The following is a 26,093-nucleotide window of genomic DNA, read 5'->3' as shown; positions in this document are numbered from 1 at the left end:
TAAATTCAAGACATGACAAATCCATTTTTACAACCATATAATACACCGCACGACACTACCCCATTCGACAAAATCAGTATTGCCGACTACGAACCTGCAATCAGGGAGGGTATGAAAGCTGAAGACGAGGAGATAAGCATAATAACAGGCAGTAAGGACGAGCCGGATTTCAGTAACACTATTCTTGCGCTGGAACATTCGGGCAAACTGCTTGACAGGGTTACTACCGTGTTTTTCAACCTCATGAGCGCCGAGACAAACGACGAGCTGGACGCCATAGCCGAGAGACTGATGCCGGAACTTACGGAACACAGCAATAACATCAGTCTGAATCCGGTATTGTTCGAAAAAGTCAAGAAGGTGTATGAAAAGAAAGACAGCCTGAACCTTACAAACGAGGAAGAAAGACTTCTTGAAAAGACTTACGACGGATTTATCAGAAACGGTGCCAACCTGAGCGACGGCGACAAGGAGACTTTCAGAAAGCTGTCGGCAGAACTGAGCTCGCTGACACTGAAATTCTCGCAGAACCATCTGAAGGAGACAAATAAATTCGAACTGCATATCACTGACAGCAGTGAGCTGGAAGGTCTGCCAGAAAGCGCAGTGGAAGCAGCAGCCCATACCGCAAAAAGTAAAGAAAAGGACGGATGGATTTTTACACTACATGCTCCGAGCTATGTGCCGTTCATGAAATACAGCAGCCGCAGGGAGCTGAGGGAACGGATGTACATGGCATATAACACACAGTGTACGCATGACGACGAATTGAACAACCTCGACATAGTCAGACAATTAGTGAACAAGCGCATGGAGATAGCCCGACTGTTGGGATTCGAAACCTATGCCGACTATGTACTGAAAAAGAGGATGGCCGAGAACAGCGAGAACGTCTATAAGCTGCTGAACGACCTGCTGGAGGCTTACGCCCCTACCGCACATAAGGAAACAGAAGAGATAGAACAGTTGGCAAAGGAAACCGAGGGTGAAGATTTCAGACTAATGCCGTGGGATTTCTCATTCTATGCCGAAAAACTGAAAAGCAGGAAATACAGCCTCGACGAGGAGGCACTACGACCATATTTCGAACTCGAAAAGGTGAAGGAAGGCGTGTTCGGACTTGCCACAAGACTGTACGGAATAACATTCCGCGAAAACAAGGATATACCTGTCTATCATCCTGACGTCAAGGCGTTCGAGGTTTTCGATAGAGACGGAGCTTTCCTTGCCGTGCTATACACAGATTTCCATCCGAGGGAGGGCAAGCGTTCGGGAGCATGGATGACAAGCTACAAGGAACAGTGGATAGAAGACGACGGAACCAACAGCCGCCCGCACGTATCGGTGACGATGAACTTTACAAAACCTACCGCCGAGAAACCTGCATTGCTTACATTCTCCGAAGTAAATACTTTCCTTCATGAATTCGGTCATGCCCTGCACGGTATGTTCGCGAATACCAGATTCCAGTGTATGAGCGGAACAAACGTATATTGGGATTTCGTGGAGCTTCCATCGCAGATTATGGAGAACTTCGCTGTGGAGAAAGAGTTCCTGAACACATTTGCGAAACATTATATCACAGGCGAGAACATTCCTGAAAATCTCATAAAGAGTATCATCGACTCGCAGAACTTCAATGTGGCATACGCGTGTCTGCGCCAGCTTAGCTTCGGTTTCCTGGACATGGCATGGTACACAAGAAAAGAGGCTTTCAGTGGCGATGTGCGTGAATACGAGAAAAAGGCATGGGAAAAGACCCAGCTACTGCCCCAGGTGGAAGATACGTGTATGAGCGTCCAGTTCGGCCATATAATGTCAGGAGGATACTCAGCGGGCTATTACAGCTATAAATGGGCCGAAGTTCTTGATGCCGACGCATTCTCAGTGTTCAAGGAAAAAGGTATATTCAACACCGCAGTGGCACAGTCGTTCAGAGACAATATCCTGTCGAAGGGAGGAACAGAGCATCCCATGACTCTGTACAAACGTTTCCGCGGACAGGAACCGGGTATTGAGGCATTGCTGAGGAGAAATGGAATAAAATAAAAGAGTAAAGTTATATTCCTAAAAAGACTGAAATTTCATTATGATGACAATAAACGACATAAAGAGACTGATTTCCAAAGACGAAACAAGAACTTTGGAGCTTAAAAAAAGCACCGGCGAATTAAACAAAGGAATGGAAACAGCATGTGCATTTCTTAATTCAGACGGCGGTTGGTTGATTTTTGGAGTTTCACCGTCATTGAAAATTGATGGTCAAAACGTGACAGACAACACACGACAGGAAATAGCTAATACTTTACGGAAAATAGAACCTGCAATTGATGTAGAAGTTGAATATATAGAACTACCAGAAAAGCCTGATTTCTACGTTATAGCTATTTATTTTGATTCCAATAATTTTAAGAACGGGCCATATTCGTTCGATGGCAGGGCATTCTACAAAGTGGAAAGTACAACAGCATTAATGCCCAGACAAATGTATGAAGAACGTTTGAAGTTAAGTAATCCCAATCGTTTCAGTTGGGAGAATACTCCAAATGCAGGAATAGAAATAAGCGACATTGACACAGAACTTTTATACCAGACACTACATGATGGAATCGGTTCAAGAAGAATTCATGCGTCTGCAATGACATTACATGACCCAGAAAAAATTCTTCTAAAACTTGGTGTTGCAAGGAAAGATGGAACTATTTTAAATGCAGCAAATGTTCTATTCGGGAAAGAACCATCTTTATTGCATCCGCAATGCAAGATAAGATTAGCCAGATTTGAAGGAAAAGATAAAAGATTTTTTAGAGATCAGACAGTCTGCGAGGGTAATCTATTCGAACAATATGACACTGTTATAGATTTTTGTCTGAAACACTTAAACCTATCTGGAAGAATGGACAGTAAATACAGACAGGATAGGCTTACTGTTCCATACGAAGCTGTAAAAGAAGCAACAGTCAACATGCTTTGCCACCGTTCTTGGAATGCAGATAATTGTACTCCAAGTCTTGCTATATATGATGATAGAATTGTATTTCAAAACCCTGGAGGATTTCCTATGGGTATGAAATGGCAGGATTTTATAGACGAACAAATAGGCTCTATTCCTGCAAACCCTACAATAGCTAATGTCTTTTACAGAAGAGGTACAATGGAAGCATGGGGACGTGGAATAAGTCTTATCATGGAAAGCTGCAAAGAACAGGGACTACCTAAACCTGAAATAACAGTTACCCCCCCATTCGTAAATCTTACAATTTATTTTGATAAACCATTAGACATATCAGCAAGAGAGAATAATTCAAATACTACACAACCAGTAAAAGAAGATATCACCCCCAGAAAAGACAACATTCACCCCCAGTCGGAAACATCTTCACCCCATGTTACACCCCAAGAAAAAGTATTTGAATTTTGTAATACCCCAAGAAGCATTACAGAAATAGCAAACATGTTAGGTGTGAACGACAAAAAATGGGTAAGAAAAAAATATATTACACCTTTTATTGGGATAGTGCTTGAACCAACAATTCCAGACAAACCTAACAGCAAAAACCAAAAATACAAAACAATAAAATAGAAAGAAAATATAATTGTAGCTAAGACTTGTATTTTGCCAAACAAATGAATTTGGCTACTTTTGCAATAATAGTTTTAACAACAAACACAAAAAACTTTTATAACAATGAAAAAGATAATAAAGTATATACTGACACTTATGGTACTGCCATTGATCCTGTGCGGATGCAATCAGGAGGATGACGTGTTCGAAATATTCGCGAGCGGTACATGGAGAGTGAACAATTATTATACAGACTGCAACTGGAACAATCTGGCCTTCAAACCAGGAAAGCCTGTATTTAAAACCGTTGATGACCTGAAAACAATTAACTCGTTCACCGTAGTGTTCGAAGAGGACGGTACGATGAGAGGAGAAATAGACGGAGGAACTTTCACTGCCAGATGGAGCGCCAACGCAAAAGACAAAAGTTTCAATATTACGAATATTGAAACCACAATAGCACTTAAAGGGAAAAATGCTGAGTTCATCACAAGACTAAAGAACGTAAGATTCTATCAGGGTGACAGCATGACGATGCAACTGGCACCTCAGGACAAGACTTCTTATATACAATTCAATCACAGATAAACATATATGGAACAGGAAAACAAACAGGAAATATTAGACAGAAGATACATGCGAATGGCCCGTATATGGGCAGAAAACTCATACTGCCAGCGACGCCAGGTGGGTGCACTCATAGTAAAGGACAAAATGATAATCTCGGACGGATATAACGGTACACCGTCAGGATTCAGTAACGTATGCGAAGATGAAGAAGGACTGACTATTCCTTACGTTCTGCATGCTGAAGCCAACGCTATCACAAAAATAGCACGCTCAAACAACAGCAGTGAGGGAGCTACAATGTATGTCACAACATCGCCGTGTATAGAATGTGCAAAACTCATAATACAGGCTGGAATAAAAAGGCTTGTTTATGGTGAGAAGTACAGACTTGAAGACGGACTGAACCTGCTGAGAAAAGCAGGAATTGAGGTGGTTTACCTTGAAAATAAAGAATAAATAAAACTGATATATAACATAAAATCTATATATATGGACAATAAGTTTAAACGTTTCATACCGATACTGCTGGCTTTGGGCATAGTGATAGGTATAGCGATAGGAGTATTTTACACTAACCTTTACTCCGGAAACAGGCTTGGGGCTATTAAAGGATCGTCGAACAAGATAAACGCCTTACTGAGAATTGTGAACGACTCGTATGTGGACACAGTAAAAATGGAAGACCTGGTGGAAAAGACAATGCCGCTGATATTGTCGGAACTCGACCCGCATTCATCATATATCCCCGCACAGAAACTTGAGGAAGTAAACTCGGAACTGAAAGGACACTTCAGCGGAATAGGTATCCAGTTTACAATCAAGGACGATACTATACACGTGAACAGCGTAATACCAGGTGGACCGTCGGAGAAAGTGGGACTTATGGCCGGCGACCGCATCATAGAAGTGGACGACTCGGCTTTCGTCGGCAAAAAGGTGACAAACACCGAGGCCATGAAAAGACTGAAAGGAGAAAAAGGAACCAAAGTGAAACTGGGCATTTACAGACAGGGAGAGCCTGAGACACTGTATTTCACCATTATCAGAGGAGACATTCCGGTGAAAAGTGTTGATGCAGCATACTTGATTGACGGCAAGTGGGGCTTCGTGAAAGTGAACAAATTCGGCGAAACCACATATCCTGAACTGCTTTTCGCGCTGGCAAAACTTAACCAGCAGAACATGCAGGGACTGATTGTCGATTTGAGAGGTAATACCGGAGGATACATGGCTGCAGCCATTCAGATGGTAAACGAATTCCTGCCTGCCAACAAGCTTATTGTTTACACCGAAGGTAGAAAATATCCGCGAGAGAATTATACTTCGAACGGAACAGGAAGCAGCCAGTCACTGCCTATAATAGTATTGGTGGACGAAGGCTCGGCATCCGCAAGCGAAATTTTTGCAGGCGCAATTCAGGACAACGACAGAGGTACCATCATAGGACGCCGCTCGTTCGGTAAAGGACTGGTACAGCAACCTATAGAGTTCAACGACGGTTCTGCCATCCGACTGACTATTGCAAGATACCACACTCCTTCGGGAAGATGCATCCAGAAACCGTACGAACAGGGAAAAGAAGAGGAATACGAACTGGATCTGCTCACGAGGTATGAACATGGAGAATTCTTCTCGGCCGACAGCATCAAGCAGAACGAGGAGGAAATATATTATACAAGCATTGGAAGAAAGGTTTACGGAGGAGGTGGCATTATGCCTGACATTTTCGTGCCACACGATACCTTAGGCATGACTTCATATTTCAGAATGGCCGCAAACAGAGGACTTATAATAAGATATGCCTTCGACTATACAGACCAGAACAGAAACAAACTGCAGGAATACACCAACTGTGATGATATGGGAGATTATCTTAAGACTCAAAATCTGCTTGTGAAATTCTCAAAATGGGCCGAAACAAAGGGACTTAAGAGGAGGAACAATATGCTTATCACATCGAGAGACCTGTTCGAGACAAGTCTGTATGGCAACATTATATATAATATGCTGGGAATAGAAGAATATATCAAATATCTGAACAAGACAGACAAGACTGTGATAAAGGCTGTGGAAGTGCTTGAAAAAGGTGAATCAGTGCCACAAGCACCCGAAGTGACCGAAGAAGAACAGACTGATAAAGACGCCGCATAATGGAAGAAAAGAAAGAAATAAGAAAACTGATAACCGAAAAGAAAAAACAATATACGGAAGACCAGCTGAAAGAATTGTCTTCCGTAATAACGGGAAACGTAAAAGAGAATGTGGTCCTGAAATGCGCGAAAACGGTTTTGCTGTACTACTCGCTGCCTGACGAAGTTTTCACACACGATTTTGTGGAGAAATTGAGTCAGGAGAAAACCGTACTGCTGCCCGTGGTGAAAGGCGATGACCTTGAACTGAGGGTATATACAGGAAAAGAATGTTTGCAGAAAGGCGGTTTCAACATTGACGAGCCGCAAGGAGAAGCCTACACAGACCTGACATCGATAGATGTGGCCATAATACCCGGAGTGTCGTTCGACAGGCATGGCAACAGACTTGGCCGAGGCAAAGGTTTTTATGACCGTTTCCTGAAAAAGCTGAACACGTTCAAGATTGGTGTCTGTTTCGGTTTCCAGTTAAGCGACGAAATACCACACGGCGAATATGACGTAGCCATGGACGAGGTGTGGACCGAAGACGGATATGTCAGCAAAAAATAATATCTGTGATAACCTGGGCTCCTACGTGGGAGTTCAGGTTTTTTATCAATAACCCGCGCCCCATCTGAAGTTCCTGACGGATAACGGACGACGAAAGCTGTACGTATAGCGTCTGGTTCTTTATATATATATTGGTGGTGTACTTATAGATTACCGGACCTACCACATCCTTCCACGAGTCTATAAGGCGATACTGGTTCAGTGGTGTTTCAAGACCTTCCTGACGCAAAAGCTGCATTATCACATCGCCCAGCTTTTCTGTATTATTCCTCTTCATCCGCCGTCTCCTTTCTTTCAGTAATATTACCGTTTTCAACTTCGAAAAGCTTATAGTCGCCGTCTATCTTCCGGAGTATCTTGTCCAGATGGTCACGGTTGGTATCTGTTACAAATATCTGTCCGAAACTGTCGCCTGCCACAAGTTTTACTATCTGCTCTACCCTATGGGCATCGAGCTTATCGAAAATATCGTCGAGCAATACAATAGGTGTGGTTCTGCTTCCGGTACGTTTCAGAAATTCGAACTGGGCGAGCTTCAATGCTATGAGATATGTCTTGTTCTGTCCCTGGGACCCTTCGCGCTTGATTGGGAAATCGCCAAGTTTCATTATAAGATCGTCCTTGTGGATACCCTTAAGAGAATATCCCATAACAAAGTCACGCTGACGGCTGCCGCGGATTATTTCGAGTAAACCGCCCTGCGAGGCATGCGACTCATAATCCAGGCTTACCTTCTCCCTGTCCTCGGATATGAAAGAATAGTACGACTGGAATACACCGACAAACTCGTCGATAAACTGTTTGCGTTTTTTATAGACTGTCTCGCCGGCTGAGGCCATCATCTCCTCCCATACATTCATCAGTTCAGGTTCAGGCTCGACTTCGGATTTAAGAAGCGTATTACGCTGCAGCATAGCCTTGTTATAACGTATGAGCGCATCAAGATATTCACGGTCGAACTGCGAAATCACCACATCTACAAACCTGCGGCGTTCCTCGCTTCCTCCGGAAATAAGAACTGAATCGGACGGTGAGACCATAACAAGAGGAATCAGACCTATATGGTCCGAAAGTCGGGTATATTCCTTTTTGTTGCGCTTGAACTGTTTCTTCTGCCTGCGTTTCAGACCGCAATACACTTCTTCAGGCTCGTCATTGTCAGTCTGATAGAATCCCTGTACGACAAAGAATTCGCGATCGTGAAAAATATTCTGAGTATCAATAGGATTTGTAGCACTCTTGCAGAAAGAAAGATAATATACGGCATCGAGCAGATTGGTCTTTCCCATTCCGTTACGGCCTATAATACAATTCATTTTTGGAGAGAATGAAAGTTCGGACTGCTCTATGTTCTTGTAATTTAATATGGAGATGCGTTTAAGCCACATAATTAAGTCATGTTTTAGCCACAAAATTAACAATAAAAGCATGATTGGTAAAAAAAGATGCCGACAAATTTCGTTTATAAACATAAATAAATTACTTTTGCTGTCCGAAATATACATTGATAATAATAATAAAAAATAATACAAACAATGAGTCAACAAAAAAACACAAATGATTTGCTGAACATGGATGAGACTATCAGCAATTCTGAGGAATTCCTTACCAAAAACAAGAATTTGATATTAGGTGCAGTTATTGCCTTGGTAGTTATCGTAGGCGGATACATGGCTTATAAGAACTTTGTAGCTGAACCTAAAGAGCTGAAAGCTTCAGAAGCTATTTTCAAAGGAGAACAATATTTCGGAGCAGACAATTTCGAGGCTGCATTGAATGGCGACAGCATAGGTTTTGCAGGTTTCGTGAAATTGGCTGACGAATTCAGCGGAACTAAAGCCGGTAATCTTGCAAACGCATACGCCGGTATCTGCTATGCACAACTTGGCAAATACGAGGAAGCTGAAAAATATTTGAGTAAATTCGACGGCGAAGACCAGCTGGTTGCTCCTGCTGTACTGGGTACTATGGGTAACTGCTACGCTCAGATGGGACAGTTGGACAAAGCTGCCGCTACACTGATTAAAGCCGCAAAACGTGCAAACAGCCTTTCATTGAGTCCTATATATCTTATCCAGGCCGGACAGATTCTTGAAAAACAAGGCAAGAATGCTGAAGCTGTAGAAGCATACAAGTCTGTAAAGAAAGATTATGCCAACTCATATCAGGCAATGGACATTGACAAATATATAGAACGCGCTTCTATTAAATAATAAACTTATTACTTACAGGCACGGATTTCCGGCGCAGGAAAAGTTATGCGCAAAAGGAGTTCCGTGCTTGTTTTTTTATCTTAACTCTACTAAACTTATAAAATCATGGCAACAGCTTATCACAATCTGTCGGATTATGACTTCAATTCAGTGCCCGACGCATCGGAAATGAGATTCGGAATAGTAGTATCTGAATGGAACAGCAATATTACAGGAGCGTTACTGGATGGTGCAGTAAAGACTCTGAAAAAGCACGGAGCGAAAGATGAGAACATACATGTGCAGACTGTACCTGGAAGCTTCGAACTTACTTACGGATCGGCACAGATGATTAAAAGCAATAAATTTGACGCTATTATCGCTTTAGGATGCGTAGTAAGAGGTGATACTCCACATTTTGACTATGTTTGTGCAGGAACAACACAGGGAATAGCACATCTGAACGCAACTACTGACACTCCAGTGATTTACGGTCTGATTACAACAAATACTATGGAACAGGCCGAAGACAGGGCAGGTGGAAAATTGGGAAACAAAGGCGATGAATGTGCAATTACTGCAATAAAAATGATTGATTTTACTTGCAGATTAAAAAAATAGTCGTATCTTTGCATCGCAATTGAAAAAAACAGTATCTATAACTGATATTTCAATAGCTAAAGGGCAAATACCAGAGTGGCCAAATGGGGCAGACTGTAAATCTGCTGGCTTACGCCTTCGGTGGTTCGAATCCATCTTTGCCCACAAAAACAGAGATGCGGAAGTAGCTCAGTTGATAGAGCATTAGCCTTCCAAGCTGAGGGTCGCGGGTTTGAGCCCCGTCTTCCGCTCTCATAACTGAAAGGGCAAGTACCAGAGTGGCCAAATGGGGCAGACTGTAAATCTGCTGGCTTACGCCTTCGGTGGTTCGAATCCATCCTTGCCCACAAAATTAAAGAGATGCGGAAGTAGCTCAGTTGATAGAGCATTAGCCTTCCAAGCTGAGGGTCGCGGGTTTGAGCCCCGTCTTCCGCTCTCATAATTGAAAGGGCAAATACCAGAGTGGCCAAATGGGGCAGACTGTAAATCTGCTGGCTTACGCCTTCGGTGGTTCGAATCCATCTTTGCCCACAAAACAAAGAAAAATGCGGAAGTAGCTCAGTTGATAGAGCATTAGCCTTCCAAGCTGAGGGTCGCGGGTTTGAGCCCCGTCTTCCGCTCAAAGAGAGTTCTGAATTCCAGAACTCTTTTTTTATGTCTATAAGTCCGGGAACAGACACAAAAAAAGCTGCCCCAAAACCGGAACAGCCTTAAAATAAGAAATATCGAGAATCGTTATTATTCAGCGCTTTCAGCAAATTCAGTAATTCCGTTTGACACAAGAAGATTGTACCACTGGATAAGTTTCTTTATATCGCTAAGGTGAACTCTGTCTCTGTCGTAATTAGGAAGTACAGCGGCCATGAATTCTCCAAGCTCTTCTGCTGATGCTTTCTTGTAATCCAAAGAAGCCTGATTTCCACCTTCTTTAGTCTTTACAGCCTCAAGAACAACTGACAATGGAACTTCATCGGCATCTGTGTACATGGCAATATCGCCTAATGAAATAACCTTGTCTGCAGCATAGACTGGTAAACGTTTTTTATCCGCACTTACAGACTCTACAATAAGCATATTTTTTCCCTGAGAGATCAGCTTATATAATCCCGGTTTACCGGATATAGCCAAAATTGTTTTCAACATGATTCTATATTTTTAAATTATTAATTTCTGAGCAAAAATACAACTCACAATCGAATTACACAAGATATTGAATATCTTTTATTGATTATAAGACAGAAAGCATAACGTCAATCTGCTCATTTAATGGTTTGCGACCGTCATTTTCAATGATAAAATCTGATTTTGAGATTTTTTCGTCATCTCCCATCTGAGAGTTTATACGCTCCATTACTTTATCTCTGGTAGTACTGTCGCGACTCATCACTCTGGAAACCCGCACATCGATGGGGGCAACCACAGTCACTATCTTATCGACTACATCGCTGAAGCCCGACTCGAAAAGAATGGCACTCTCTATGGCCACTACCCTATCGCCACCGGAAAAACGTTCGTCAGCCCATGATAAAAAAGCCTTCTTTACGCGAGGATGGACTATGGAATTTATTTTAGCGGCATTGTCAGCCGAACTGAAAATGTACGACGCAAGAAGCGGCTTGTTGAGCTTGCCGCCGGTATAAACATCCTCGCCCAAAAGAGACTTGAGCGAAGAGATTATAAACACGTCGGTAAGCATCAGTTTCTTTGCTTCCGTATCCGAATCGAATACCGGTATTCCACGTTCCTTTAACATGGACGACAGAAAAGACTTTCCGCTTCCTATGCCTCCGGTAACTCCTATCTTTATTAACCGATTATTGTTCATGGTCTGAAAAAGCTGGTTTCCTCAATTAAATAATCAACTCTTGCAGGATTTATTCTAATATTCGAGACATCATCGCGGGATGTATTTACCACCAAATCTATCTTATCATTTGCAGAACGTATCACATCATCATACTTAACGCCAATGGTGAAATCGGAAGGATCGACTGTGGCAAAGTCTGACAATCCTACCTTGAAAGTGACTTTTACCTTCGATGGAAATGTACGCAGAGTCTTGTTGGCAGGAAATCCAATTCCCACAACAGGCACCTCGACCGTCTTTTCGGAATACATATCAACAGAGATAGCAACTTCACAAAAAGAAGGTTCATATTTTACCCCGTCTATCTTCTTGAAACCGGTTTTAAGAGATGTGTTTTCAGTAAGGTCCTGACAGTCAAGAGGCAGTGTATAGGCTGTCTGTACAGCTTTCAGCAACTCTGATGGGGCATATACAATTACAGAATCGGGCGACAAACGGATATCGGATATGTAATATTGGATTCCGGGAGTAACCTTTCCGCTTACAGACACCGGTACTTTCTTGAACTTACCGGTAGAATAAACAAAGCCTACCGAATCGGGATAGACTGACAGAAGCCTGGTTGAAGTATTCAATTGCGAGAGTACCCTTTTCTTTAAATCTTCCTGTGGCAGAATGACGCGCGAACTGGTATTGGCATAATCGTCAAAATTGACAGTTATAGGCAGGAAAGACCTGCCAAGCATATAATTTAGCAGTACAGTGCCACGATCTTCAACACGCACCCTTACCTCGTCCTGCAACTCGGATGTGATAATTACGTCTTTAGGAACATTCTTCAACTTAAGAGGTATGGAGAACTCTGTTTCGAAATTACCGTCAAGAGTCTGCAACATCCAGAAACCGAAGGATACGGCAACAAAGAACAAAAAAATCAGAAACTCCCTGAACCTGTCAGTAAGCAGGAAGTTTCTGATTTTATTTACAATGTCTCTAAAAATATCCTTGATGTTCATTTTACCGAACAACATATCTAAATCATTTATTTGTTAGTCTGAGCCTGAGCGTCAGCATAGATTGAATTTTTATCAACTTTGATTTTTACACTTGGAGCAATTTCTACTATGATGGCATTATCTTCAATTTCCTTAACTTTACCATAGATACCACCTGCAGTAATTACAGACTGTCCTACCTCAAGATTCTTACGGAAATTGGCGATTTCCTTCTGTTTCTTGTTCTGAGGACGAATCATAAAGAAATACATAATGGCAAAAATAGCCACCATCATTATCAAGAAAGAATAATCTGCTCCACCCTGAGCTTGCAGCATTACTGTCAATAAATTCATAGTTTTTTTCCTTTAATTTAAAATTAATATTAATTCAGGCGACAAATATATCATTATTTTGTCAACTTGTTTTCCTTTTTCAGTTTATTAACTATAGCGTCAAGGGTTCCGTTGATAAAGCCACCGCTCTTAGGAGTACTGTAAAGCTTTGCTATCTCTACATATTCGTTCAAAGAAACATTTACAGGAATGTTAGGGAAACTAAGAATCTCGGCAAGCGCAATCTGCATTATCACAACGTCCATCAGTGCCACACGGTTCAAATCCCAGTTCTTTGAAGTCTCACCTATCAAATGACGGTAATATTCAGCATTCATAATAGCGCGACGGAACAGACGGCGTGCAAAGTCCTGATCTTCCTCATCCTTGAATTCAGGAAGAAGCTCCTGCTTTTCACCATTCTTAGGATCAAAACGCTTGATTGTCTTAAGCACAAAAGTATCAACAATTTCCTTATCGTCGTTCCAGTACAGACTCTGGTCCTCGAGAACTTCATCAAGTTCAGTATTATTGAAAATGATATTCTTATATATCTTTCTCCAGAATTCGCGGTCTTCCTCGTATGAAGTTGACTCTGCGGCCATATATTCCGCATAGATATCACTCTGCTGAATCTTTTCGTAGAGAGACTTCAGGAATTCATCTTCATTGTCCCATGTTTTTTTCTGGGCTACGACGAAAGCGTTCAAGTCATTGTTGATTTCCAACTGAGCGATAAACTTGTTTTCGACAAACCTCATGTTTGGTGATAACTCTTCTTTTGTAGGTGCCAGTTTGTTTTTCGCCGCATCAATTTTCTTGTTGGCATAACGGGTTACGGCAACCATAAGAAGCAAAAGATAATTGTACAAATCGTACGCTTTGGATAGACTGAAGAACAACTCCTTTTCTGCAGTATCCAAGTTTTTACCGCCATTCTGATAATAAGCGTAAATAATCTGAACTATTTTCAGACGAATAAGAACTCTGTTTATCATATTAATAAGATGAAATTTCAGGGTGCAAAAGTAAGCATTTTATTCTTTACTGGCAATATTAGCGGATAAAATTCAATTTTTTTTTCACTTTTAGAAGAAATTCTATACATAGTTCCTTTGTTCGTAAAAAAAAAATATTCAACTTTGGGCACGATTTATTTATTATATTATAGTGACTATGGAAGATTTGAAAAAGAAAAACATGACAGAAACAGACAAAGAAATTGTATTTTCCAAGGCAATAAAAGCCGGAAAAAGAATTTATTATGTGGATGTGAGAAAAAATAAAAAAGATGATATGTTCCTTGCTATTACAGAAAGCAAGAAAGTAATATCAGGCGAGGGAAGTTCTCCATCTGTAAGCTTCGAAAAGCACAAAATATTCCTTTACAAAGAAGATTTTGACAAATTCATCAACGGATTGCAGGAAGCAATAAAATTTATTGACGACAACAGCAACCACACAAACGACTACAATACGGAAGAAAAAACAGTGGAAGACAGTATTGAGACTTCATCAGATATTAAAATTGACATTGAATTCTGATAACATTTATTCATCAAGAACTATATTATATAAATAAAAAACATCAGAAAACCAGAACAATATTTGGCTGTTCAAAATAAAACAATTACCTTTGCACCGCTTTTTTAAGCTCATCGTGTGATATACCGCATCGTGTGATGGCGAATTAAGCAAAAACAATCAACTTAATTTAGAGTAACACAAAAAATTTAAGAAAATGAAATCAATTGAAATCAAAGGTTCTTTGAGAACTGAAACTGGCAAAAAAGCTACGCGTGACCTTCGTAAGAACAACAGCGTTCCTTGTGTATTGTACGGATTGAACAAAGATGAAAACGGTAATCAGGTAGCAACTCACTTCACTGTAACAAACGACGGATTGCGTAACTTGGTATATACACCACACATTTACGTAGTTGACTTGAACATCGATGGCAAAGTTGTTACAGCCATCATGAAAGATATCCAGTTCCACCCTGTAACTGACAACATCCTTCACGTTGACTTCTTGCAGATTGACGAATCTAACCCAATCGTAATGGAAGTTCCTGTTAAATTGGAAGGTCTTGCAGAAGGTGTTAAAGCCGGTGGTAAATTGGCATTGCAGGTTCGTAAGCTGAAAGTTAAAGCTTTGTATAACTTGATTCCTGAAAGACTTGTAATCGACGTAACAAACTTGGGTCTTGGTAAGACTATCAAGGTTGGTGAATTGAACTACGAAGGTTTGCAGATCTTGAACACAAAAGAAGCTGTTGTATGTGCTGTTAAATTGACTCGTGCCGCTCGTGGTGCTCAGGCTGCTGCAGCTGCAGGAAAGAAATAAGTAATAGTTTAAACAACTAATACACTCACAAATCCATATTAATGAAATATCTGATAGTAGGACTGGGAAATATCGGTGATGAATACCGTAACACCCGTCACAATATAGGATTTATGGTATTGGACGCCTTCGCCAAGGCGTCCAATATTGTTTTTAGCGACAAGCGTTATGGCGCAATAGCCAACATGTCGCTTAAGGGACGTCAGCTGATATTGTTGAAACCATCAACATATATGAACCTTAGCGGAAATGCTGTACGATACTGGATGCAGCAGGAAAATATTCCTTTGGAAAATGTGCTGATAGTAGTGGACGATCTGGCATTGCCTATCGGAGCCTTGAGACTAAAAGGCAAAGGCAGTGATGCCGGCCATAATGGTCTGAAACACATTGCCGCAACATTAGGAACACAAAACTACGCACGCCTGCGTTTCGGTATAGGCAATGATTTCCCTAAAGGCGGGCAGATAGATTTCGTATTGGGACAGTTTGACGATGAAGCCAAGAAAATACTTCCGGAAAGAATAGAATTGGCGGACGAAATAATCAAGAGTTTTTGCTTGGCAGGCCTTAATATTACAATGAACCAATATAACAACAAGTAAAATGGCTGAAGCAAGAATTGACAAATGGTTATGGGCCGCAAGAATTTTCAAGACAAGGACTATAGCGGCCGAAGCTTGCAAAAAAGGACGGGTAAGCATTAACGGAGCCCAGGCCAAACCAGCAAGAATGATTAAGCCAGGAGACGTTATAAGCGTCAAAAAATCTCCAATAACATATTCATTCAAGGTATTGCAGGCCATAGAAAAGCGCGTCGGAGCAAAACTTGTTCCTGAAATAATGGAAAACGTTACTTCGCCTGAACAATACGAATTGCTTGAAATGAGCAAGATAAGCGGTTTCATAGACCGTGCAAGAGGTACAGGACGTCCTACAAAGAAAGACAGACGCAGTCTGGACGATTTCTTCACTCCCGAATACATCGACGACTTTGACTTCGATCTCGAGGATGATGAAGACGAAGAAGAAAAAGACAGCTGACCGCAAAAACATAGAAGACATAATAAAAGCCGTATCGATAATATCCATGAGCAATGATATTAAGATACGGCTTTTCAGCGATTAAAGATATAGAATGAAAATATATGGGTGTTTTTGTGTTTACATTGCAAAGATATTAATATCGGCTCAAGATTGGTTATTTATATGATGTACATAGGAAAGATATATAATACTGATTTACAGAGCATTGATAATTTTCATGATGTACATATCAGAAAACGCCCAATATATTTGACAAAAAAAATCATCCGACCTGCAACAATGCAAGCCGGATGACACATAAAAGATATTGTATATGAAAGATGAAAATGATTAGAAATGTACACCTAAAGTTATCAAAGCCTGATGACGTTCGTTAGTCAAACGTGCAGGCATTAAATCTTGATCACTAAACGGATAAAAATCAGACTTATATATGTTATATTTATAAGCCAGGTCGGCATAAAAGATACGTCCTGCATATCCCAAACCTACTGTAACAGTATTTTGACTATACTTATTATTATACTCAACATCTGTATGCATATCGTTCCAAGCCAAAGCCTTATATGCAGTCTTCTTAAAAGCCTGAGATGAGAAGTTATATCCGGCTCTAACACTGAACGCAGGAGTAATCCTTGTTTCCATACCTAATCTCAATGTATGCACACCTTTGACATCTTCATTAATATATTGATTTTGCTCACTCATCTCATACCCATCATAATAATATAATTTACAGTGATTATATGCAGCAAACTCATATTCAGCGCCTACAGCCATAATACCTCCGAACACTGTACCCATATTCAAGTTAAACTTCCATGGTGTAGTAAGTCTATAATCCTGTACGGTCTCTCCATCTACATAATCATAGATATTCTCGTTAATCATGTCTGTTTCCTCTTTTACCACGTTTTCCGTTTCATCGAATACCTGATATGTAATTTCAGAATAAATTCCTGAATTATATGTATCTCTCAATGAATACCATGTAGGAGTATGTATAGCAAAACCAAACCGGAAAGCAGAATCGTCTATAGGACGGAATATAGCTCCAAACTTAAAATCGGCTCCTGTACCATCTGTTCTATGATAATTATTCAGCTGATAAAATCCCTCATGAGGTTTCTGAAAATCCGGACTCTGATCATAAATAGATTCCTCGTACAATGTGGTACGTTTATAATTTACATCATATATTCCCAATGTTACTCCAAAATACATCTTGTCCTCAACATTGAATGACAAATTGAAATCATACTGTTGTATTCCGCCTTCCTCACGACTATTGTAATAGTTGCGGTCGCCATTCCAAGCTTTCAGGGCTGAATTATCATTAGTAATTCCTACAAGTCCAGTTCTGACACCCATCACGCCCAAATAAGGATAATAAGAGTTATAATACGGATTAGACACTCCATTGATGTCACCATAATTGTAAATATCATCAATTTCGGACAAAGAACCTACTGCTCCACCTATCATATTGGCAATCTGATATGTCTGAGACAATCCATCAAGGAATCCTCCGGCAGAAAACAGTTTATTAAGGTTGTTACTTTTGTGATAATTAAATCCAAAATTCAAATAGCGCAATGTCGTTCTGTTTCCTATCTTTGAAGAATATACAAAACCTATCTGGTCGAAAGACATGTTATTCTTCTTTTCATTCATCGTGACGCCTCCAAAGCTGCTACCAACTTTAGTATTATTAAAGCTGAATGATGTAGAAAAGTCATGTCCTCTGAACAGACCTATACCGGCTGGATTCGTACTCATCACTGAAATATCAGCTCCCAATGCCCCCATGGCACCACCCATACCTACAAATCTGGCAGTACCATTGAGTTCACTTTCAGAGAACCGGAACGCATCGTACTGAGTCTGTGCATTCACTGTCAAAGCAGTCAGCGCAGCAAACAAAAAAATATATTTGGTTTTCATATTTACAAATTAAATAAATCTACTTTTTACCTTCTACGTACTCCACCACCAGACCTTGAAGAGCCCGATGTACCATAATTTCTCGAAGAACCACTCGTTGTAGTAGAGCGATAGCTGCTTCTTCCATAATTACGTGTAGTAGTAACATTAGTTCTGTTAGAATTATAATTATTGTTTCTGTTATTCACATCATAATTCCTACTTGAATTCACGCGAGTGCTGCTTGGACGAGTGTAATTACTTTCTCTGTTAGAGTTCATACTTGGACGAGTGTACACACCAGTATTATTACGTGTTGTAGTATTTCCTACACGAACAGACGAATTGGAACCTCTGCTTCCAGTAACGACTCTTCCGCCTGTTCTTCCATTATTATCACGAGTACTTACCACCCTGTTATATCCATTATTACCCACAGTAGAGTAATTGTTTCTATAGTTTACATTTCTATTTGAAAATCCATACTCCGCTTTTCTGGTATTATAATTATAGTGGGCAGGTGTGTTCCATCCATAATATGGATAATGGTGATGCCATCCCGGTCCATAATAGCCACCCCAGAAGCCGCCCCAATAGCCGCCCCAGTAACCTGCATACCATGGTGAGTACCATCCGCCATAATACCATGGCGAGTACCACGGTGAATACCAAGATGAATACCATCCCCATCCAGGTCCATAAAATCCGTATGACCATCTCCAGTCCCACCACAAGCGGTTGGTATATGTAGGGAAGATATAGGCATACATGCCGTCATCATAAACGTTCCAGTCCCATGAAGGGAATGCTCCATAAACCACATCCCAATAAAGAGGGCTGCTTATAGGTATCGCATATCTCGGGTTACGGAAACGCACAAGCCTCATGGCATATTCGTAGTCCATATCCGAGCCCTGGAAACCGTTTACCCATTCGCCACGCTCGCCGTATGGTTTTTCTTCGATATAAAGAGTATCGTTTTCATAACTAAAGGTATTGTCACGTGATGTATATCGGCGATTATACTCGTCAACATCACGTACATTTCCTTTCACATCTTTCACAACTATAGCCGTATTGGACGGCAATTCGTTCACCGTTTTGTTTGAGACTTCCTTTGGTACTACTCCAACCTTCTGACTTGCCTCAGTCTTTTTCTCTTTCTTCGGGATAAAGTAAAGGTCGTCAGTACTCTGAGCCATTGCCAACCACGGCATGAAGGCAAACAGCATGGAAGCCAGTACTATTCTTCTCATTTTCATATATTTAAGCATTTAAATTTATAAGTTAATAACATCATCCTTTTATTCTTGTACAAATATAATATGGTAATATCATACTATATATAGAAATTCCCTAATATATCATAGGGATTTCCCTATTTTGAGTATCTTTGCACTATAAATAAAACAAAAAATTTCCATTTATGAAATACTTTGAAGTTACATTTTCAGTAAATCCATGCAATGAAACCGCAACAGACATCCTGTCGGCCTTTACAGCTGAAATAGGTTTTGAAAGTTTTGTAGAATGCGAAGGTGGTATGCAGGCATACGTTCAGCAATCACTTTTCGATGAAGAAGCTCTGAAAGGAATCATTTCCGATTTTCCAATACAGGATACTGAAATAACATATACTATTACCGAACCGGAAGACAAGGACTGGAACGAGGAATGGGAAAAGAATTTCTTCCAGCCCATAGTAATAGACAACAGATGTGTGATTCACAGCACATTCCATAAAGACTATCCTAAAGCTGAATATGATATCGTGATAAACCCGCAAATGGCTTTCGGAACCGGTCACCACGAGACTACAAGCTCTATCTTAGGCGAATTGCTTGATGCCGACCTGAAAGGCAAGTCTGTTCTTGACATGGGATGCGGAACTTCTATTCTTGCTATCCTGGCAAGCATGAGAGGCGCAGACCCTGTTACAGCCATCGACATTGACGACTGGTGTGTAAACAACTCGCGCGACAACATCGCACTCAACAACATCGACAATATCACAGTAGAACTGGGAGACGCATCACTCCTCGAAGGACGCAAGCCATTCGACGTAATTATTGCAAACATAAACAGAAACATCCTTCTGAACGATATGGTCGCATATACAGCCTGCATGCACAAAGGCTCTGAAATATACATGAGCGGATTCTATGTTCAGGATATTGAAGCTATCCGTAGCAAAGGTGAAAGCCTCGGACTCAAGTTTGTACACTATCGCGAAAAGAACAATTGGGCTGCAGTGAAACTCATAATGGAGTGATGAAAGCTGAGAAAATGAAGTGATAAGTATTTGAAAATATATTGCAAGACAAAAGACGCATAATGAATAAGGATAAGAACATTTTCATTATGCGTCTTCTTTTATTATCAGTCTATATCATTTGGCATTCTTAGTAGCCTTGGCATATATGATAAGCGCTATAGCCGAAACAGCTCCAATAGCGGTAAACCAGTACCATATATAATGTGCGTTGGCGGCATCGGCTCTCCATGCTTCCACTGAGTCATACAAAGCCGGATCCGGGCAATATGCCGTAAGGAGGATACCAGACAATCCGAAACCTATAACGGAAGCAAGGAAGGAATGAAGATGACTGAATCCCAAGTATAGCCCCTCCTCGCCTTTCGGAGCCTGCAACGAGAAGAACTCCATATATCGTGGTGAGATGAAACACTCGGCAAGTGCCTGCACGGCAATTCCGGCAATCATCATAACTGTAATAGGATGCATACCGAAAAGATCTCCTTCGAACAGATTTCCTGAAGCCATAATCAAAGCCGAAAGAGGAATGAGGAACATACCCACAGCCATGGAGGTCAATGCCTTACGTCTTGCCATAAACTGTGTAATAATATTCACGAAAATCACTACCACGAAAGGATTCACATTGGCTATCCATCCCGGTTTCGCAGTCTCGCCGGCCATACGGATAACATACTTCGGCATAGTGGCATACATCTGGTGCTGAATCATCCAGAAACCTGTCACGATAAGTATCAGAAGCAGAAGGCGACCGTTGGTGAACACCTTACCAAGCCCGCGGAAGACTTCGCCCATACTCTTTCCTTCGCCCGATGTATTGGCCGAATGGAAGAAAAAGAATATTGTAAGCAATGCAATGAAACACAATGTTGCAGAGAAGAAATTGATATAAATATAAGCCTCATCGCCTACTATTGAGCGCAGCGGATCCACAAAACATTTTCCCGTAAAAGCTCCGATGTTTACCATCATATAGAAAATGGAATACCCTCGGGCACGAGTCTCGGAAGTTGTTTCTCTTGCCACTGAAGCGGAAATGATGGACTTGATAAAGGAGCCGCCTATCACGAGTATCACCATTACAGGAACAATGAGATAGCGCATACCACTTGTTTCAAGACCGGTAAAATGTGTTTTTTCGCCATACTGAACAAGTCCTGCCGATTCGAGCATTACAGGAAGCATACCCAATCCGAGATAACCTATTGTAAGCAAAGTAAATGCAATCAGAATAGCCTTCCGATAACCAATCTTGTCGGCAAAGGCTCCGGTAAACATAGGCAGGAAATAAAGTCCTCCAGAGAACAGACCGGAAATAAGACTCGCTTCAATATCGTTGAAGCCCAATGTGTTTGAAAGATAAAGCGTGATTACGATAAAGATGGCATAATAGGCCATACGTTCAAATAGTTCCGACAAGTTTGCTGTCCAGAACGCACGAGAGAATTTTGTCATCAATTAAAAAATTATTAGTGGTTTATAAAAAATGTCACACAATAGTTTTACCGAACGGAGTCAAGGCAAGTCCAGCCAACTTGAAATGCTGCATACCGAAAGGTATTCCTATCACTGTGATACACAGCAAAGCGCCGAACAGCAGATGAGTAAGCGCTATCCACACACCTCCCAAAAGTATCCACAGCAAATTCATCAACACGTTGAGGCATCCGCCGTCGGATGGTGTACTCTGGACTTTGGCTCCAAAAGGCAAAAGCGCAAGCATAGCCAACTTAATGGTTTGCAGCCCGAACGGTATTCCTATAATGGTTATCATAAGAAGAAGGCTGGCAACAATATATTCCAGACACACTAATAATCCACCCAGGATTATCCAAAGTATGTTCATCAAGATGTTCATGTGTTAGTTATTAGTTGTTAGTTATAAATCAGTCTTTAATAGTCATTTCAAGCAAATCACTCATCGAACCGTTGAACACATTAAGGTCAACCAGCTCGTCAATTCCCGGCAATGTTCCCGCGTCATTATGCTGCCAGAATTTCCATTCGCCTTCATATCTAACAGAATCAACATAATAATGCGCAATCCAATAAGGATATGTATTAAAAACAGAATCGGACAGGTATTTGTTCTTGAATTTATACGAAGTATATAAAATAGGCTTGACCTTATAGTGTTTTTCCACTCTGTTAAGCCATACAAGCAAGTCTTTCTTCAGCTTTTCCACATTCTTTGGCTTCTTCTCTATATCAAGCACAGGGGGCAGGTCACCAGCCTTGAGCTCTACATTCTCAATAAAGAAATTAGCCTGTTTCACAGGGTCTGTATTAGGATTGTAAAAATGATATGCTCCACGTATGAAATGCATACTGTCCGCCTCAGCAAAATTATAATCGAAAGCCTTATCCTTGAAATCGCCTCCTTCGGTAGCCTTGACAAAAACAAAACGTACAGGGAATTGGGCATACTGTACGCTCTTCAGGACTTTCCAGTCGATATTCTCCTGATGATGTGAAACGTCTATACCATGAACAGCATATCCGTATGGAAGACAAACCCCGTAAGCTTTCATTCCGTAACACGGTTTCCATCTGTAGGAATATGGACGTATGAAGAAATAATAAAAAGCAACCACGAAAGCCAGTGCACCGAGTGCCATCAATACATAGTGGGCAGCATCCGACAGTTTACTTGACTGTGGTTGTTTCTTTGGAGTGGAAGATTTGCCTTTTACCGTCCTTTTTCCAACGGTTTTTGCCGTCTGCGATGTTTTTCGCCTTGAGGCAGGCTTTCTTGGAGTCTTCTTCTCCACAGAAACATTCGGTTCTTTTATCATGGTTAAAATGTTATATTATAAATATCAAACAGAGAATTAAAATACAGGTACAATCATTATAGTAAAAAAATCACCACAGCAAAGCGACAGAGTATGTATGCTCCTGTGGTGATTTTCGGCAATTATTTTGTATCAGTCATAAAAACCGATATTATTTAGCCTGTTCCAACTGAAGAGTCTTAGTTGGCTGGTCGCAAACTTCTGTAGGACCGAAGTACTGGATAGGACCCGGATAAACGTATGCAGTTTCCTTAGCCCAAACGTCACGCTGTGCGGCGAATGCTTTGAAAGGAGCACCGTCAAGTTTAACAAGAGCCTTCTGTATAACAGGTTTCATTTCGCCGTGACGACGTTCCATGTTCATCATCATTGTGATAGGCACACCACCTGCAATCCATTCAGCAGCAGGAGCAGTAGTGTTGCGTACTGATGACATGTAACCGGTCTTACCGCTTGCGATAAGCAATGAAGCAGTGTAACCAAGTGAGTAGCAGTAGTCTGCGTCGAAGTTAGATGGAGCGGCGCAACGTCCTTCGTAACCGAAGAAGTGGTGCTGTGCAGAGAACTTACCTGCGAACTTGCCTTCAGCCTTCCATGCGGCAAGTTTCTTGCCTACCATTTCAGAAAGAAGTTTTTCTGTTTCGATAAGTGATACCTGTACGTTTCCGTGTGGGTCGCGGTCGAGTGACAACTGACGAGCTACACCTTCAGGAAGAGAAGCATAGATAGCAGCGTTTTCAGCAGAAAGCTTGCTTATGATATATTCACGCTGTTTGTTAGGTTCAATCTTGTTGAATTCTTCGCCGTTAGCTGCAAGGAAGTCGTTAAGTTCAGCGATAAGAGCCTTCATGGCAGGGATGAACTCAATAAGACCTTCAGGGATAAGAACGATACCGAAGTTGTTTCCTTCAGCAGCACGGTTTGCAACAGCCTGAGCGATAGAAGTAACTACATCGTCAAGTGACATGTTCTTAGCCTCAACTTCCTCAGAGATGATACATACGTTAGGCTGAGTCTGAAGAGCACATTCAAGGGCGATGTGAGAAGCAGAACGTCCCATCAATTTGATGAAGTGCCAGTACTTGCGAGCTGAGTTACAGTCACGTTCAATGTTACCGATAACTTCAGAATATGTCTTACATGCAGTATCGAAACCGAAAGAAGTTTCAATCATTTCGTTCTTCAAGTCACCGTCGATAGTCTTAGGACAACCGATTACCTGTACGCCATAGTTCTTTGCAGCATAGTATTCAGCCAAAACGCAAGCGTTAGTGTTAGAGTCGTCACCACCGATGATAACCAAAGCCTTGATACCAAGTTCTTTCAAGATTTCGTAACCTTTTTCGAACTGTTCTTCTTTTTCAAGTTTTGTACGTCCTGAACCGATGATATCGAAACCACCAGTGTTACGGTATTCATCTATAATGTCAGCTGTAAGTTCTTTATAATTGTGGTCAACCAAACCGCCAGGACCAAGGATAAATCCGTAAAGTTTGTTGTTAGGATTAAGTTTCTTGATACCGTCGAAAAGACCAGAGATAACGTTATGTCCACCAGGAGCCTGGCCACCAGACAGGATAACACCTACGTTCATTTCTGCTGTGTTCTGAGCCTGTCCTTCAACGAACTGGATCAAAGGCATTCCGTATGTGTTAGGGAACAACTTTTTGATAGCTTCCTGATCGGCTACAGACTGAGTAGCTTCACCTTCTTTAACTGCAACTGCACCTGTAAGGGCTTTAGGTAATTTTGGCTGATAAGCAGCTCTTGCAATTTGTAATGCACTTTTTGTCATAATTTCAAAATTTATTTATATAAGGTGTATATTGATTACGGTGTTATGACGTTTTTAAAAAAACGCCTTGTCGTTTTCCGCCCAATGTTTTTTCAACGTTCACTGCAAATTTCGTCTTTTTTTCGGAAATACGAAAACCTCTGGTAAAAAAAATACACGGCAGGAATAATATTTGACAAAAAGGTATAGATATTCCAACAAAAATACTATCTTTACGTCAAATTCACTTTTTATTCATCAATTAAAATCAAAGAATTATGACAAGTAGAAGAAACTTAAAGAAGCATGTGAACTATATTTCTGAAGTTACTGTAGGTATGTGTATAATCGAAGGTATGGGAGCTGAAGGCGAAAAACGCGAAGCTATCGCAGACCTTGTAGAAAAGACACTTAACATGCGTTCGGATATAATCAGCCGCATCAGCCATACTGAACCTGGAAACGTAAAAGGTTTCTACAAAAAGCTGAAATCGGATTTCAACGCTCAGATTGAAGAAGTTTTCAATAAGCTGAACGAAAAATAACCTACACTACAGGAAATGAAGAAGGCACTTTTCAGTTTTATTTATTTCAAGCTATTGGGATGGAAAGCTGAGGTCAGCGTACCGGATTACGACAAATGCATTATCTGTGCGGCCCCGCATACTACAAACTGGGATTTGATTATAGGTAAACTGTTCATAGGGGCTATAGGACGCGAATCCGGCTTCCTGATGAAAAAAGAATGGTTTTTCTTCCCGTTAGGATACCTCTTCAGATGGATGGGGGGAATACCTGTGAACAGGAGCAAACGCACTTCATTGGTCGATCAGACCGTTGAAATGATAAAGAAAAGTCCCAAATTCCATCTGGCAATAACTCCGGAAGGTACCCGTTCGGCAAATCCTAACTGGAAAAAAGGATTTTATTTCATTGCGAGCGGCGCAAATATACCTATCGTACTTATAGCCATAGATTATCATAAAAAGTGCATTTATGCCAACAAGGTTATCACTCCTACAGGCGACATAGACAAAGATATGCGCGAAATAAAACTTTACTTCAAGGATTTCAAGGGCAAACACCCTGAAAAATTCGATATTGGAGAAGTGTAATATATGAGGAATAAAAGAACGGCTGCTGTAAATGTTTTTGTAAATATTTAC

General features: G+C 41.0%; 28 protein-coding genes and 6 tRNA genes. 21 read left to right on the top strand and 13 right to left on the bottom strand.

The annotated features are described in order from the left end of the window. Positions 1-12 precede the first annotated feature (12 nt). The 6 genes from H6A27_RS06690 (at position 13) to H6A27_RS06665 (ending at position 6,837) form a co-directional block, all read left to right on the top strand. Positions 13-2,049: a M3 family metallopeptidase gene (locus tag H6A27_RS06690; RefSeq protein ID WP_239469588.1), complete on the top strand. Its 2,037-nt coding sequence runs from the start codon at positions 13-15 to the stop codon at positions 2,047-2,049. Positions 2,050-2,089: 40 nt separating this feature from the next. Continuing rightward, positions 2,090-3,583, top strand: coding sequence for an ATP-binding protein (locus H6A27_RS06685; RefSeq protein ID WP_204508081.1), 1,494 nt, complete (start codon positions 2,090-2,092; stop codon positions 3,581-3,583). Between the two features lie 105 nt (positions 3,584-3,688). Next, positions 3,689-4,153: a DUF4847 family protein gene (locus tag H6A27_RS06680; protein ID WP_204508080.1), complete on the top strand. Its 465-nt coding sequence runs from the start codon at positions 3,689-3,691 to the stop codon at positions 4,151-4,153. Positions 4,154-4,159: 6 nt separating this feature from the next. Further along, the gene (locus H6A27_RS06675) at positions 4,160-4,591 is read left to right on the top strand and encodes a deoxycytidylate deaminase (RefSeq protein ID WP_204508079.1); all 432 of its coding nucleotides are present in this window, start codon (positions 4,160-4,162) and stop codon (positions 4,589-4,591) included. 33 nt (positions 4,592-4,624) lie between these two features. After that, positions 4,625-6,286, top strand: a complete 1,662-nt coding sequence (locus H6A27_RS06670; protein ID WP_204400811.1) for a S41 family peptidase — start codon at positions 4,625-4,627, stop codon at positions 6,284-6,286. Next, a complete protein-coding gene (locus H6A27_RS06665) occupies positions 6,286-6,837 on the top strand; it encodes a 5-formyltetrahydrofolate cyclo-ligase (protein ID WP_204508078.1) in 552 nt (183 codons plus the stop codon). Before H6A27_RS06670 ends, H6A27_RS06665 begins: the two co-directional genes overlap by 1 nt. Here the strand turns inward: H6A27_RS06665 and H6A27_RS06660 are convergent. Together H6A27_RS06660 and recF are read right to left on the bottom strand one after the other, a co-directional pair. Beyond that, positions 6,824-7,114 carry a DciA family protein gene (locus tag H6A27_RS06660; RefSeq protein ID WP_204400807.1) on the bottom strand — a complete coding sequence of 97 codons (291 nt, stop codon included), beginning with the start codon at positions 7,112-7,114 and terminating at the stop codon, positions 6,824-6,826. The genes H6A27_RS06665 and H6A27_RS06660 overlap by 14 nt on opposite strands. Further along, positions 7,101-8,225 carry a DNA replication/repair protein RecF gene (gene recF / locus H6A27_RS06655; protein WP_204400805.1) on the bottom strand — a complete coding sequence of 375 codons (1,125 nt, stop codon included), beginning with the start codon at positions 8,223-8,225 and terminating at the stop codon, positions 7,101-7,103. The genes H6A27_RS06660 and recF overlap by 14 nt, the downstream gene beginning before the upstream one ends. Before the next feature lie 147 nt (positions 8,226-8,372). On the opposite strand from recF, the gene H6A27_RS06650 reads away from it, so the two are divergent. From H6A27_RS06650 to H6A27_RS06615, 8 genes are all read left to right on the top strand, one after another. After that, the gene (locus tag H6A27_RS06650) at positions 8,373-9,050 is read left to right on the top strand and encodes a tetratricopeptide repeat protein (protein ID WP_204400803.1); all 678 of its coding nucleotides are present in this window, start codon (positions 8,373-8,375) and stop codon (positions 9,048-9,050) included. Positions 9,051-9,155: 105 nt separating this feature from the next. Continuing rightward, positions 9,156-9,650 carry a 6,7-dimethyl-8-ribityllumazine synthase gene (ribH, locus tag H6A27_RS06645; protein WP_204400802.1) on the top strand — a complete coding sequence of 165 codons (495 nt, stop codon included), beginning with the start codon at positions 9,156-9,158 and terminating at the stop codon, positions 9,648-9,650. A 61-nt stretch (positions 9,651-9,711) separates the two neighbouring features. Further along, positions 9,712-9,794 (top strand) — tRNA-Tyr (locus H6A27_RS06640). Positions 9,795-9,807: 13 nt separating this feature from the next. Then, positions 9,808-9,880, top strand: a tRNA-Gly gene (locus tag H6A27_RS06635). 13 nt (positions 9,881-9,893) lie between these two features. Continuing rightward, a tRNA-Tyr gene (locus H6A27_RS06630) sits at positions 9,894-9,976 on the top strand. A 15-nt stretch (positions 9,977-9,991) separates the two neighbouring features. Further along, positions 9,992-10,064 (top strand) — tRNA-Gly (locus tag H6A27_RS06625). 13 nt (positions 10,065-10,077) lie between these two features. Next, positions 10,078-10,160, top strand: a tRNA-Tyr gene (locus H6A27_RS06620). Between the two features lie 16 nt (positions 10,161-10,176). Continuing rightward, a tRNA-Gly gene (locus H6A27_RS06615) sits at positions 10,177-10,249 on the top strand. A gap of 118 nt (positions 10,250-10,367) precedes the next feature. Here H6A27_RS06615 and H6A27_RS06610 read toward each other — a convergent pair. The 5 genes from H6A27_RS06610 to nusB form a co-directional block, all read right to left on the bottom strand. Continuing rightward, the gene (locus tag H6A27_RS06610) at positions 10,368-10,772 is read right to left on the bottom strand and encodes a DUF5606 family protein (RefSeq protein WP_204400800.1); all 405 of its coding nucleotides are present in this window, start codon (positions 10,770-10,772) and stop codon (positions 10,368-10,370) included. A gap of 85 nt (positions 10,773-10,857) precedes the next feature. Continuing rightward, entirely contained in the window at positions 10,858-11,454 is a 597-nt protein-coding gene (gene coaE, locus H6A27_RS06605) for a dephospho-CoA kinase (protein WP_204400798.1), read from the bottom strand. After that, positions 11,451-12,467, bottom strand: a complete 1,017-nt coding sequence (locus tag H6A27_RS06600) for a CdaR family protein (RefSeq protein ID WP_317218622.1) — start codon at positions 12,465-12,467, stop codon at positions 11,451-11,453. The genes coaE and H6A27_RS06600 overlap by 4 nt, the downstream gene beginning before the upstream one ends. A gap of 11 nt (positions 12,468-12,478) precedes the next feature. Beyond that, positions 12,479-12,787, bottom strand: a complete 309-nt coding sequence (gene yajC / locus H6A27_RS06595) for a preprotein translocase subunit YajC (RefSeq protein ID WP_204400796.1) — start codon at positions 12,785-12,787, stop codon at positions 12,479-12,481. A gap of 53 nt (positions 12,788-12,840) precedes the next feature. Then, positions 12,841-13,764, bottom strand: coding sequence for a transcription antitermination factor NusB (gene nusB / locus H6A27_RS06590; protein ID WP_204400794.1), 924 nt, complete (start codon positions 13,762-13,764; stop codon positions 12,841-12,843). 178 nt (positions 13,765-13,942) lie between these two features. Here nusB and H6A27_RS06585 point away from each other — a divergent pair, with 178 nt between their 5' ends. The 4 genes from H6A27_RS06585 (at position 13,943) to H6A27_RS06570 (ending at position 16,157) form a co-directional block, all read left to right on the top strand. Continuing rightward, on the top strand, positions 13,943-14,311 hold the full coding sequence (locus H6A27_RS06585) for a DUF3276 family protein (protein ID WP_204400792.1): 369 nt from the start codon (positions 13,943-13,945) through the stop codon (positions 14,309-14,311). A gap of 196 nt (positions 14,312-14,507) precedes the next feature. Then, the gene (locus tag H6A27_RS06580) at positions 14,508-15,113 is read left to right on the top strand and encodes a 50S ribosomal protein L25/general stress protein Ctc (protein ID WP_204400790.1); all 606 of its coding nucleotides are present in this window, start codon (positions 14,508-14,510) and stop codon (positions 15,111-15,113) included. Positions 15,114-15,154: 41 nt separating this feature from the next. After that, positions 15,155-15,718, top strand: coding sequence for an aminoacyl-tRNA hydrolase (pth, locus tag H6A27_RS06575; protein WP_204400788.1), 564 nt, complete (start codon positions 15,155-15,157; stop codon positions 15,716-15,718). A gap of 1 nt (position 15,719) precedes the next feature. Continuing rightward, a complete protein-coding gene (locus H6A27_RS06570) occupies positions 15,720-16,157 on the top strand; it encodes an RNA-binding S4 domain-containing protein (protein ID WP_204400786.1) in 438 nt (145 codons plus the stop codon). A gap of 333 nt (positions 16,158-16,490) precedes the next feature. On the opposite strand, the gene H6A27_RS06565 is transcribed toward H6A27_RS06570, so the two are convergent. Both H6A27_RS06565 and H6A27_RS06560 read right to left on the bottom strand, forming a co-directional pair. Next, positions 16,491-18,104: a hypothetical protein gene (locus tag H6A27_RS06565; RefSeq protein WP_204508077.1), complete on the bottom strand. Its 1,614-nt coding sequence runs from the start codon at positions 18,102-18,104 to the stop codon at positions 16,491-16,493. A gap of 26 nt (positions 18,105-18,130) precedes the next feature. Continuing rightward, complete coding sequence (locus tag H6A27_RS06560) at positions 18,131-19,339, bottom strand: hypothetical protein (protein ID WP_204508084.1); 1,209 nt, start codon at positions 19,337-19,339, stop codon at positions 18,131-18,133. Positions 19,340-19,509: 170 nt separating this feature from the next. Here H6A27_RS06560 and prmA point away from each other — a divergent pair, with 170 nt between their 5' ends. After that, positions 19,510-20,355 carry a 50S ribosomal protein L11 methyltransferase gene (prmA, locus tag H6A27_RS06555; protein ID WP_204508076.1) on the top strand — a complete coding sequence of 282 codons (846 nt, stop codon included), beginning with the start codon at positions 19,510-19,512 and terminating at the stop codon, positions 20,353-20,355. 117 nt (positions 20,356-20,472) lie between these two features. Here the strand turns inward: prmA and H6A27_RS06550 are convergent, their stop codons facing one another. The 4 genes from H6A27_RS06550 to H6A27_RS06535 form a co-directional block, all read right to left on the bottom strand. After that, positions 20,473-21,813 (bottom strand): MFS transporter, encoded by a 1,341-nt coding sequence (locus H6A27_RS06550; protein WP_204400780.1) that lies wholly within the window; start codon positions 21,811-21,813, stop codon positions 20,473-20,475. Positions 21,814-21,847: 34 nt separating this feature from the next. After that, positions 21,848-22,216, bottom strand: a complete 369-nt coding sequence (locus H6A27_RS06545; RefSeq protein ID WP_204508075.1) for a YccF domain-containing protein — start codon at positions 22,214-22,216, stop codon at positions 21,848-21,850. Between the two features lie 28 nt (positions 22,217-22,244). Beyond that, the gene (locus tag H6A27_RS06540; RefSeq protein WP_204400777.1) at positions 22,245-23,153 is read right to left on the bottom strand and encodes a glycoside hydrolase family 25 protein; all 909 of its coding nucleotides are present in this window, start codon (positions 23,151-23,153) and stop codon (positions 22,245-22,247) included. 151 nt (positions 23,154-23,304) lie between these two features. Further along, positions 23,305-24,948, bottom strand: a complete 1,644-nt coding sequence (locus H6A27_RS06535) for a diphosphate--fructose-6-phosphate 1-phosphotransferase (protein ID WP_204400775.1) — start codon at positions 24,946-24,948, stop codon at positions 23,305-23,307. Between the two features lie 257 nt (positions 24,949-25,205). Between H6A27_RS06535 and H6A27_RS06530 the strand changes: the two genes are divergently transcribed. Together H6A27_RS06530 and H6A27_RS06525 are read left to right on the top strand one after the other, a co-directional pair. Then, the gene (locus tag H6A27_RS06530) at positions 25,206-25,472 is read left to right on the top strand and encodes a hypothetical protein (protein WP_204400774.1); all 267 of its coding nucleotides are present in this window, start codon (positions 25,206-25,208) and stop codon (positions 25,470-25,472) included. Between the two features lie 15 nt (positions 25,473-25,487). Next, positions 25,488-26,042, top strand: a complete 555-nt coding sequence (locus tag H6A27_RS06525; protein WP_204508074.1) for a 1-acyl-sn-glycerol-3-phosphate acyltransferase — start codon at positions 25,488-25,490, stop codon at positions 26,040-26,042. Positions 26,043-26,093: the final 51 nt, after the last annotated feature.

Origin of the sequence: Bacteroides caecigallinarum (assembly GCF_016902295.1) — a bacterium.
Classification (GTDB): domain Bacteria; phylum Bacteroidota; class Bacteroidia; order Bacteroidales; family Bacteroidaceae; genus Phocaeicola; species Phocaeicola caecigallinarum_A.
The sequence above is the reverse complement of the archived record's forward strand: the minus strand, read 5'-3'. Positions and strand labels throughout refer to the sequence as shown.